Consider the following 9,568-nt stretch of genomic DNA (forward strand, 5'->3'; position numbering starts at 1 on the left):
CGGCGGGATCAGAAGGATGCCGAAGACCGGGCGAAGGCCGCGCAGGAGACGATTACCGGTCTTGAGACGGACCTGGAGAAAGCCCGGGGCGACCAGGAGGATGCGGAAGCGCGGGCCGCGTCCGCACAGACGGTCATCTCCGGTCTTGAGGCCGATCTTGAAAAAGCGCGGGCCGATCAGGCCGAAGCCGATGCGCGTGCAAAGACCGCGCAGGGTTATATTCACGAGCTGGAAGCGCAACGTGATCGCCTCGCTTCGGAGCTCGAGACCCTTGTCTCCGACTTCAAAGCGCTCGAAGCGTCGGTGCAGGCCTATCGCGAGCATGCAGATCGTCTGGAAGCGGAGCTGGCCGAAACCCAGGTGGCCTACCGGCAGGCCGACAGTGAGCGCATTGCGCTGCGGCTGGAACGCGATCATGTCGCCCAGCGGCTGGCGCAGATCGAGAACTCGACCATCTGGCGGGCGACCGATCCGCTGCGTCGCATGTTGCGGGGGATGCCATGGCTGACGCGGTGGACGCGGCGCGGGCTGAAGCTTGTCTGGTGGACGGTTACCCTGCAGCTGCCAGCACGCCTGTCCGCCCGTCACGATCTGCCGGTGGTCCAGACGGAAGGGGAGACGGCAGAGGGCGTGGATCAGGTCCTGCCGCCGCTCGACCGGCTGGCCGGATTCCTGGGCGAGGAGTTCGGGTCTGGCGCCGCCGCGACAACAACGGGCCTGATCGAGAAATACCAGCTGCCTTTCCAGCGCGAGGGCATGCCGGCCATCGCCACGGTCACGCCGGACGAGACGGCGCGCGACTGGGCGCAGTCCCTGGCCGCGCTGGCGCCGGCCGCCACCGACGCGCCGCGTGTCTCGATCATCGTGCCGGCCTATAACCAGATCGCCTTCACCCTGGCCTGTATCGAAAGCGTGTTCCGCTCTGCGCCATCGGTCTCCTTCGAGATCCTCGTGGGCGACGACAAATCGAGCGACGGCACGTTGGCGGCGGCGAAGGTCGATATCCCGAATGTGCGCTGGATCCGCCACGATCCCAATCTCGGCTTTGTGCGGAACTGCAATGCCACGGCGGCCGAAGCGCGCGGATCGATCCTCGTTTTCCTGAACAATGACACTCTGGTCCTGCCGGGCTGGCTGGACGAACTCGTTGCCACACTGGACGGTGACGAGACGATCGGCATGGCCGGATCCAAGCTGATCTATCCGGATGGCCGTCTGCAGGAAGCCGGCGGGATTTTCTGGCAGGACGGGTCGGCCTGGAATCTGGGCCGGTTCGACGATCCGCGCCGGCCGGAATTCAGCTATGCCCGCGAGGTCGACTACATCTCCGGCGCGGCGATCGCCCTGCCGCGCGCGGTCTGGGACGAGATGGGCGGGTTCGACGAGCTTTTCGTGCCGGCCTATGCCGAGGACGCCGATCTGGCCTTCCGCCTGCGCAAGGCGGGATATCGCACGCTGCTGCAGCCACGCTCGCAATTGCTGCACTTCGAGGGCGTGTCCTCGGGCACGGATACGGGCAGCGGTATCAAGGCCCACCAGGTGACCAATCTGGAGCGCTTCAGGGAACGCTGGTCGGAGGTCCTCAAGAGCCACCGTCCCAATGGCCAGCTGCCCCAGCTGGAAAAGGAGCGGTCGGTCCGCCAGCGAGCGCTCTTCGTCGATATCACCACGCCGGAGCCGGATCATGATGCGGGCTCGGTGGTGGCCGTCGAATGCATGCGCGGCCTGCAGGCCTCGGGCTTCAAGGTCACTTTCGTGCCGCAGGACAATTTCCTGTGGACGCGGGAGTTCTCCGCGCCGTTGCAGCGGGCCGGGATCGAGACGATCTACCACCCCTTCTATTCGCGCTTCACACCGTTTGCGGCCGAACGTGGCGGCGAGTTCGACCTGGTCTTCCTGCACCGCTATCCCACAGCCGAGCGGACGCTGACCGATATCCGCCAGTATGCGCCGCAGGCGCGGGTCGTGCTGCTCAATGCCGATCTGCACTATCTGCGCGAGATGCGCGAGGCCGAACTCAGCGGCGATGCCGATGCGGTCCGCGAGGCCGAGCGGACGCGGGAGCGCGAGCTGGCGGTGATGGCGGCCGTTGACCTCGTACTCACCCATTCGACGGTCGAGCTTGAAATCCTGCAGGCCGCACTCGGCGCCGACAAGGTCATGCTGCTGCCGCTGATCCATGATGCCGAGCCGACCCCGGCCGGCTTCTCCGAACGCCGCAGCATCGGCTTTATCGGTGGCTTCGGGCATCCGCCGAATGTGGATGCGGTTGACTGGTTCCTCGACGAGGTCTGGCCGCGGGTGCGGGCCGTTGACGGCAAGGCCGAGTTCGCGCTGGCCGGCAGCAAGATGCCCGACCGCTACAAGCGCCTGCATGGCCGCGACGGGATTTCCGTCCTCGGTTTCGTGGAATCGCTGCCCGACTATTTCAATCGCATCCGGCTGAGCGTCGTACCGCTTCGCGTGGGCGCCGGGGCAAAGGGCAAGGTCGCAGCCAGCCTGGCGGCCGGTGTGCCTTGCGTGTCGACCTCGGTCGGTGTGGAGGGCATGCAGCTGGAGGCCGGGCGCGAGATCGCCGTTGCCGATACGGCCGAGGCGCTGGCGGCGCAAATCCTGCAGGTGTTCGAGGACGAGGCCGAATGGCGTCGCTATCGGGAAGAGGGCCTGGCCTATGCCGACCGCATCACCTCGCGGCGGGCGCTGCGGGCCCAGATCCTGGCGATGACAGAACGCCTCGGCATGGCACGGTCTGCGATTGAAACATCGGGGAACGGGAAGTGATTGGCTGGTGATGCTGCAGCGCACTACAGCCGGAGCGTGAGTTGAGAGCCGGGAGGCAAGGGCATGTGCGGAATCGTCGGCGTCGTGAATCACGAGGATGCGGCGCGCTGCATTCTCGAAGGGCTGCAGCGGCTCGAATATCGCGGCTATGACTCCGCCGGCATCGCGATCGTCGGGGCGCAGGGCAAGGTGTCGATTGCCCGCGCCGAGGGCAAGCTGAGCAATCTGACCGGCAAACTCGCCGATGCGCCCCTGGCCGGCAGCACCGGCGTCGGGCATACGCGCTGGGCCACCCATGGCGCCCCGACCGAAGGCAATGCCCACCCGCACCGGGCCGGCCGGGTCAGCCTGGTGCACAATGGCATCATCGAGAACTACAAGGCCCTGCGCGCGGAATTGTCGGCCGCAGGCCGGAGCTTTGCCAGCGAGACCGACACCGAAGTCGTGGCGCAATTGCTGGACCGGTATCTGGAGACGGGGCTCGATCCTCGTAGCGCCTGGCTCGAGACGCTGGGGCGGCTTGAGGGGGCTTTCGCCCTGGCGGCCATCATCGAGGGCGAGGACGGTCTGCTGCTCGGGGCCCGCCGTGGTGCCCCGCTGGTCGCAGCAACGAGCGAGACCTCCGGCTTCCTCGCCTCGGACATCATGGCGATCACCGGCGAGGCTCGCACGGTGATCTATCTGGAAGATGGCGATACGGTTTTCGTCCGTCCCGAAGGTATCGAGATCTGTGCGCCGTCCGGCGAACCGGTCGCACGGCCGGTGAATCCCGCGCCGGCCTCCATGGCGATGGCGGAGAAAGGCAATCACCGCCACTTCATGCAGAAGGAAATCTACGAGCAGCCGGAAGTCGTCGGGCGGACGCTGAGCGCCTATGTCGATGCCGAGGCCGGCCGGATCCGCCCCGTCGAGGGGATCGATTTCGCCGGCATGTCGCGACTTCTCGTTGTCGGCTGCGGCACGGCCTCCTATGCCGGTCTTATCGCCGAATACTGGTTCGAGGCGATGGCCGGCCTGCCGGTCGACAATGATATCGCGTCGGAATTCCGCTATCGAGACCCGGCTTTCCTGCCCGGTGACGCGGCGCTCTTCATCTCCCAGTCCGGCGAGACCGCCGACACGCTGGAAGCGTTGCGCCTGTGCAAGGCGGCCGGCCTGAAGACCATCGCCCTGGTCAACACGCCGCATTCCTCGATGGCCCGCGAGGCCGATGTCGTCGTGCCGACGCTGGCCGGACCGGAAGTCGGCGTCGCCTCGACCAAGGCCTTCACCTGCCAGCTCGCCGCGCTGGCATCGCTCGCCGTGCTGGCTGCCAGCCAGCGTGGCAAGCTGTCGCCGGAAGCTGTGGAAGCCGAGGTCGCATCGCTGATGGCGATCCCGGCGCAGATGAATGCTGCGCTCGCCATCGAGCAGGAGATCGACCAGCTCGCGACCGAGCTCGCCCATGCTTCCATCGTGCTTTATCTCGGCCGCAATGTGTTTTTCCCGCTGGCCCTGGAGGGCGCGCTCAAGCTGAAGGAAATCAGCTATATTCATGCTGAGGGCTATGCCGCCGGCGAGCTCAAGCACGGCCCGATCGCGCTGATCGAGGACGATGTCGCCGTGGTCGCCATCGCACCGCACGACGCCCTGTTCGCCAAGACGCGCTCCTCCATCCAGGAAGTGCGGGCCCGCGGTGCCCGGGTGATCGCGATCACCGACAAGGCCGGTGCGGACGAGCTGGACAGCGAGGCGAGCGCCATCCTGAAACTGCCTGACGTGAAGGGGCTGGCCGCGCCGATCGTGGCCGCCACGGCGGTGCAGCTGCTGGCCTATTACGTTGCCGTTCACAAGGGCACCGACGTTGATCAGCCGCGCAATCTCGCCAAGTCGGTGACCGTAGAATAGCGAAATGTTTCGTGACTTTGCGGGGCAGGAGGGCGCCTTTATAGCGCACCGGTATACCGCAGCGACAAGGCCCGCCGGCGCGGCGCCGAAAGGTGTTCCCTCATGACCGACATGATCCCCTTCATCGACCTTCAGGCCCAGCGGGCGCGCATCAAGGACCGCATGGATGCGGCGGTGATGAAAGTGCTCGATGAGGGGCGCTACATCCTGGGGCCGGAAGTCGGGGAGCTGGAGGCGAAGCTGGCGGAGTTCGCCGGCATGGGCCGCGCGCTGAGCTGCGCCAATGGCACCGACGCGATCCTGATCCCGCTGATGGCCTGGGGTATCGGCCGCGGCGATGCGGTTTTCGTGCCGTCCTTCACCTTTGCCGCCTCGGCGGAAGTCGTGGTGCTCGCCGGCGCTTCGCCGGTCTTTGTCGATATCGATCCGGACACCTACAACATGTCGCCGGAAAGCCTGGCGGCGGCCATTGCCGATGTGAAGGCAAAGGGCGAGCTGACGCCGAAAGCGGTGATCGCCGTCGACCTGTTCGGCCAGCCGGCCGACTACCCGGCGCTGGAACCGATTGCCCGCGAGCACGGTCTGAAGCTGGTTTCCGATTGTGCCCAGGCCTATGGCTCGACGCTGGGCGGCAAGGCCTCGCTGAACTGGGCCGACGCTTTGACCGTGTCCTTCTACCCGGCCAAGCCGCTGGGCGCTTATGGCGATGCCGGCGCGGTGCTGTGCAAGGACGACGCCCTGTTCGATACGATGAAATCGGTCCGCGTCCATGGCGAGGGCGCATCGCGCTATGAATATGCCCGTATCGGGATCAATTCGCGTCTCGACACGATCCAGGCGGCGATCCTGCTGGCCAAGCTGGAGGTCTTCGCCGAGGAGATCCAGATGCGCCAGCGCGTGGCGGACGCCTATAACAGCCGGCTCGGCAATGCCGTGAAGACACCGAAAGTCATCGACGGCGCCCAGTCGACCTGGGCCCAGTACACGATCGAGGTCGACGACCGCGACGGCTTCCGGGCGCACCTGGCCGAACAGGGTGTGCCGACGGCGATCTACTATCCCATCCCGCTGCACCTGCATGCGCCGTATGCGTCCTATCCGGTCGCGCCGGGCGGTCTGCCCGTGACCGAGGCAGCGGCCGGCCGGGTCGTCTCCCTGCCGATGCATCCGGACATGCCCGGGGGCGATATCGACCGGGTCGTGGCGGCGGTGACCGGTTTCCGCGGGTGATGCGGACCGAGCCCGGCTGCTGATACCGTACGCGGTGCAGCCGAAAAGCCCTTCTGCGGGTGGCAATCCGCGCTGAGCTGTCCTACATCGGCCTGACGCGAGGCTGGCCGGAATATCGACGTGCCATCCGCGAAGGTTGAGGGTGACATGAGCGATATCACGGCCACGGTCCGGGCGTATGCCGACCGCTTCAAGTCGGCGAAGACGCGCGAGCGTCCGCTGTCCGCGCATCTCAAGGCGCTGGAGGCGGAATCGATCCACATCATGCGGGAAGTGGCGGCCGAGTTTGCCAATCCCGTCATGCTGTATTCGATCGGCAAGGACAGCGCGGTGATGCTGCATCTGGCGCTGAAGGCCTTCTATCCCTCGCGCCCGCCCTTTCCGCTGCAGCACGTGGATTCCACCTTCAAGTTCCGCGAGATGATTGCCTTCCGCGATGCCATCGCCAAGGAGCTGGGGCTGGAGATCCGGGTCGAGATCAATGAGGACGGCCGGGCCCGCGGCATCAACCCGTTCGATCACGGCTCCCAGGTCCACACCCAGGTGATGAAGACCGAGGCGCTGCGCAATGCGATGAACCGCCACAAATACGATGCGGCCTTCGGCGGTGCCCGGCGCGACGAGGAAAAATCCCGCGCCAAGGAGCGCATCTTCTCGTTCCGCGACGGCAATCACGGCTGGGATCCGAAGAACCAGCGCCCGGAACTCTGGCGCAATTACAACACCAAGATCCGCCAGGGCGAGTCGATCCGCGTCTTCCCGCTGTCCAACTGGACCGAGCTGGACATCTGGCAATACATCCTGGAAGAGGACATCCCGATCGTGCCGCTCTACTACGCTGCTGAGCGTCCGGTGGTCGAGCGCGACGGCCAGACCATCATGGTCGACGATGAGCGCCTGCCGCTGAAGGAAGGCGAAAAGCCCGAGCTCAAGATGGTCCGCTTCCGCACGCTGGGCTGCTATCCGCTGACCGGCGCGATCATGTCGAACGCCACGACCCTTGAAGAGATCGTGCTGGAAATGCTGACAGCACGCACTTCGGAACGCTCCGGCCGCCTGATCGATCATGACGAGGCCGGCTCGATGGAGAAGAAGAAGCGCGAGGGATATTTCTGATGACCGTCCAGACTTCGCGCGCCGACGTGATCGCGCGTCTTACCCAATCCGGCCAGCGCGGCGTGCTGCGCTTCTTGACCTGCGGCTCTGTGGACGACGGCAAGTCGACCCTGATCGGCCGCCTACTCTATGACAGCAAGCTGTTGTTCGAGGACCAGATCAACGTTCTGGAAAAGGACAGCCGCAAGCACGGTACCGCCGGTGACGAGATCGATTTCGCCCTTCTGCTCGACGGGCTCGAGGCCGAGCGCGAACAGGGCATCACGATCGATGTCGCCTACCGCTTCTTCGCGACCGAAAAGCGCAAATTCGTCGTCGCCGACACGCCGGGCCACGAGCAGTACACGCGCAACATGGCGACCGGCGCCTCGACCGCCGATGTCGCCGTGATGATGATCGATGCGCGCAAGGGCGTGCTCGTGCAGACGCTGCGCCACACCTATATCGCCCGCATGATGGGGATCCGCCATATCGTGCTGGCGGTGAACAAGATGGACCTGGTCGACCATGCCCGCGGCCGCTTCCACGAGATTGTCGCCGACTATCTCAAGAGCGCGGACGATCTGGGCTTCGAGACCATCACGCCGATCCCGATGTCGGCGCGCTATGGCGACAATGTCACCCATCGCTCCGAGAGCATGTCCTGGCATCAGGGTCCGACCCTGCTGGAACATCTCGAGACGCTGGATATCGACAGCGATGTGCAGAACGAGCCTTTCCGCATGCCGGTGCAGTGGGTGAACCGGCCCGATCTGAATTTCCGGGGCTATTCCGGCACCATCGTCTCCGGCACGGTGCAGCCCGGCGACGCCATTGTCATTGCCCAGTCCGGCCTGACGGCGACGGTCGAGCGTATCGTCACGGCCGATGGCGATCTGGAGAGGGCCGTGGCCGGCGAGGCAGTGACGCTCGTGCTCGACCGCGAGATCGATATTTCCCGCGGCGATGTCATCGCGGCGGCCGAGGCGCGCCCGGAGGTGACCGACCAGTTTGCGGCCGAAGTGCTGTGGATGTCCGGCGACGACCTGCTGCCGGGACGCTCCTACCTTCTGAAGATCGGCACGGCGACGACGCCGGCGACGGTCTCGTCGCTGAAATACCGCGTCGACATCAATACCTATGAGAAGAAGCCCAGCCGCAAGCTGGAGATGAACGGCATCGGCCAGTGCAATCTGTCGACCGCCCGTCCGATCGCCTTCGACCCCTATCACAAGATCCGGGACATGGGTGCCTTCATCCTGATCGACCGCTTCACCAACCAGACGGTGGGTGCGGGGATGATCGAGTTCGGCCTGCGCCGTGCCTCGAACATCCACCATCACGCGATGGATGTGACCAAGTCCGACCGCGCCCGGATCAAGGGCCAGAAGCCGGCCATCCTGTGGTTCACCGGCCTGTCCGGTGCCGGCAAGTCGACGGTCGCCAATATCGTCGAGCGCAAGCTGGCGGCGGCCGGTCACCACACCTATTCGCTCGACGGCGATAATGTGCGTCACGGGCTGAACCGCGATCTGGGCTTCACCGACGAGGACCGGGTGGAGAATATCCGCCGCATCGGTGAGGTCGGGAAACTGTTCGTCGATGCCGGCCTTCTGGTCACCTGCTCCTTCATCTCGCCCTTCCGGTCCGAGCGCCGCATGGTGCGCGAACTGGTCGAGGGCGACGAGTTCGTCGAGGTCTTCATCGACACCCCGCTGGAAGTCTGCATGCAGCGCGACCCGAAGGGGCTCTACAAGAAGGCCCAGGCCGGCGAGATCAAGAATTTCACCGGTTTCGACAGCCCCTATGAGGCGCCCGAGAACCCGGAAATCCGGGTCGACACCTCGCAGATCTCGGCCGAAGAGGCCGCCGACCAGGTGATCGCCAAGCTCAGGGAGATGGGCCGGCTCGGCTAGGCCCGCCGGATCGCCAGACCGTACAAGCGCCGTCGCAGGCTGACCTGCGGCGGCGTTTTGCTGTGTGCCCGGCCTGACGCGTGTCAGTCGGGCGTTTCGTCCAGGCCGGCATTGGCCGCTCCCTCGACCCGCCGCAGGACCGCATCGATATCGATCCCGCATTCGCGGGCCGCTTCTTCCAGATTGGTCTCGCCGAATGCGCGGAGCTCCGCGAGATACTGGGCGTCGTCGTCTGCCTTGTTGAGGGCATGCAAGCGCTGACCGAGCAGGACGAAACGGTGAGACAGGCCGAGCCAGCGTTCGGCCCGGCCCATCTCCTGGTCCATCAAGGCCATTTTTGCACTGTCGAAAGATATCTCTGCCGCGCGGCCCGGTGTGATGCCCTCGACGATCTTCATCAGGACTTCGGGCGGCCGCTCTTCCGGCGGGGTGCTGCGGCGGGCGCGACGGTGCGGGGAGGGGCGTTTTCTCGACATGTCGGTGTCCTTCGGGTCTGCGGTTGGATGAACCGGCGCGCGTGCGCCTTTATCGCCACGGCGGTTTCGCCTGGCGGTATGAGGGAGTGCGGGATGCCGGCCGGAGCCGGGGTTTTATGTGTTTGTGTGAGTGGCGCCGGAGGCATCCCGCACACGGAGATTTACCCGGGTCCCTTGCGGGCC

6 protein-coding genes are annotated in these 9,568 nt (G+C 65.6%); 5 read left to right on the plus strand and 1 reads right to left on the minus strand.

The window, feature by feature from the left end:
• The 5 genes from PKE71_RS11180 to cysN all read left to right on the plus strand — a co-directional run.
• On the plus strand, positions 1–2,781 hold a 2,781-nt coding region (locus PKE71_RS11180; RefSeq protein ID WP_271187056.1), incomplete at its 5' end, for a glycosyltransferase.
• A 63-nt stretch (positions 2,782–2,844) separates the two neighbouring features.
• A complete protein-coding gene (gene glmS, locus PKE71_RS11185) occupies positions 2,845–4,668 on the plus strand; it encodes a glutamine--fructose-6-phosphate transaminase (isomerizing) (RefSeq protein WP_271187057.1) in 1,824 nt (607 codons plus the stop codon).
• A gap of 102 nt (positions 4,669–4,770) precedes the next feature.
• Entirely contained in the window at positions 4,771–5,898 is a 1,128-nt protein-coding gene (locus tag PKE71_RS11190) for a DegT/DnrJ/EryC1/StrS family aminotransferase (protein ID WP_271187058.1), read from the plus strand.
• Positions 5,899–6,045: 147 nt separating this feature from the next.
• Positions 6,046–7,014, plus strand: a complete 969-nt coding sequence (cysD, locus tag PKE71_RS11195) for a sulfate adenylyltransferase subunit CysD (protein ID WP_271187059.1) — start codon at positions 6,046–6,048, stop codon at positions 7,012–7,014.
• A complete protein-coding gene (gene cysN / locus PKE71_RS11200) occupies positions 7,014–8,909 on the plus strand; it encodes a sulfate adenylyltransferase subunit CysN (protein WP_271187060.1) in 1,896 nt (631 codons plus the stop codon). The genes cysD and cysN overlap by 1 nt, the downstream gene beginning before the upstream one ends.
• Before the next feature lie 83 nt (positions 8,910–8,992).
• On the opposite strand, the gene PKE71_RS11205 is transcribed toward cysN, so the two are convergent.
• Complete coding sequence (locus PKE71_RS11205) at positions 8,993–9,385, minus strand: hypothetical protein (RefSeq protein ID WP_271187061.1); 393 nt, start codon at positions 9,383–9,385, stop codon at positions 8,993–8,995.
• Positions 9,386–9,568 lie beyond the last annotated feature (183 nt).

This window comes from Maricaulis virginensis (genome assembly GCF_027922185.1).
Lineage (GTDB): Bacteria > Pseudomonadota > Alphaproteobacteria > Caulobacterales > Maricaulaceae > Maricaulis > Maricaulis virginensis.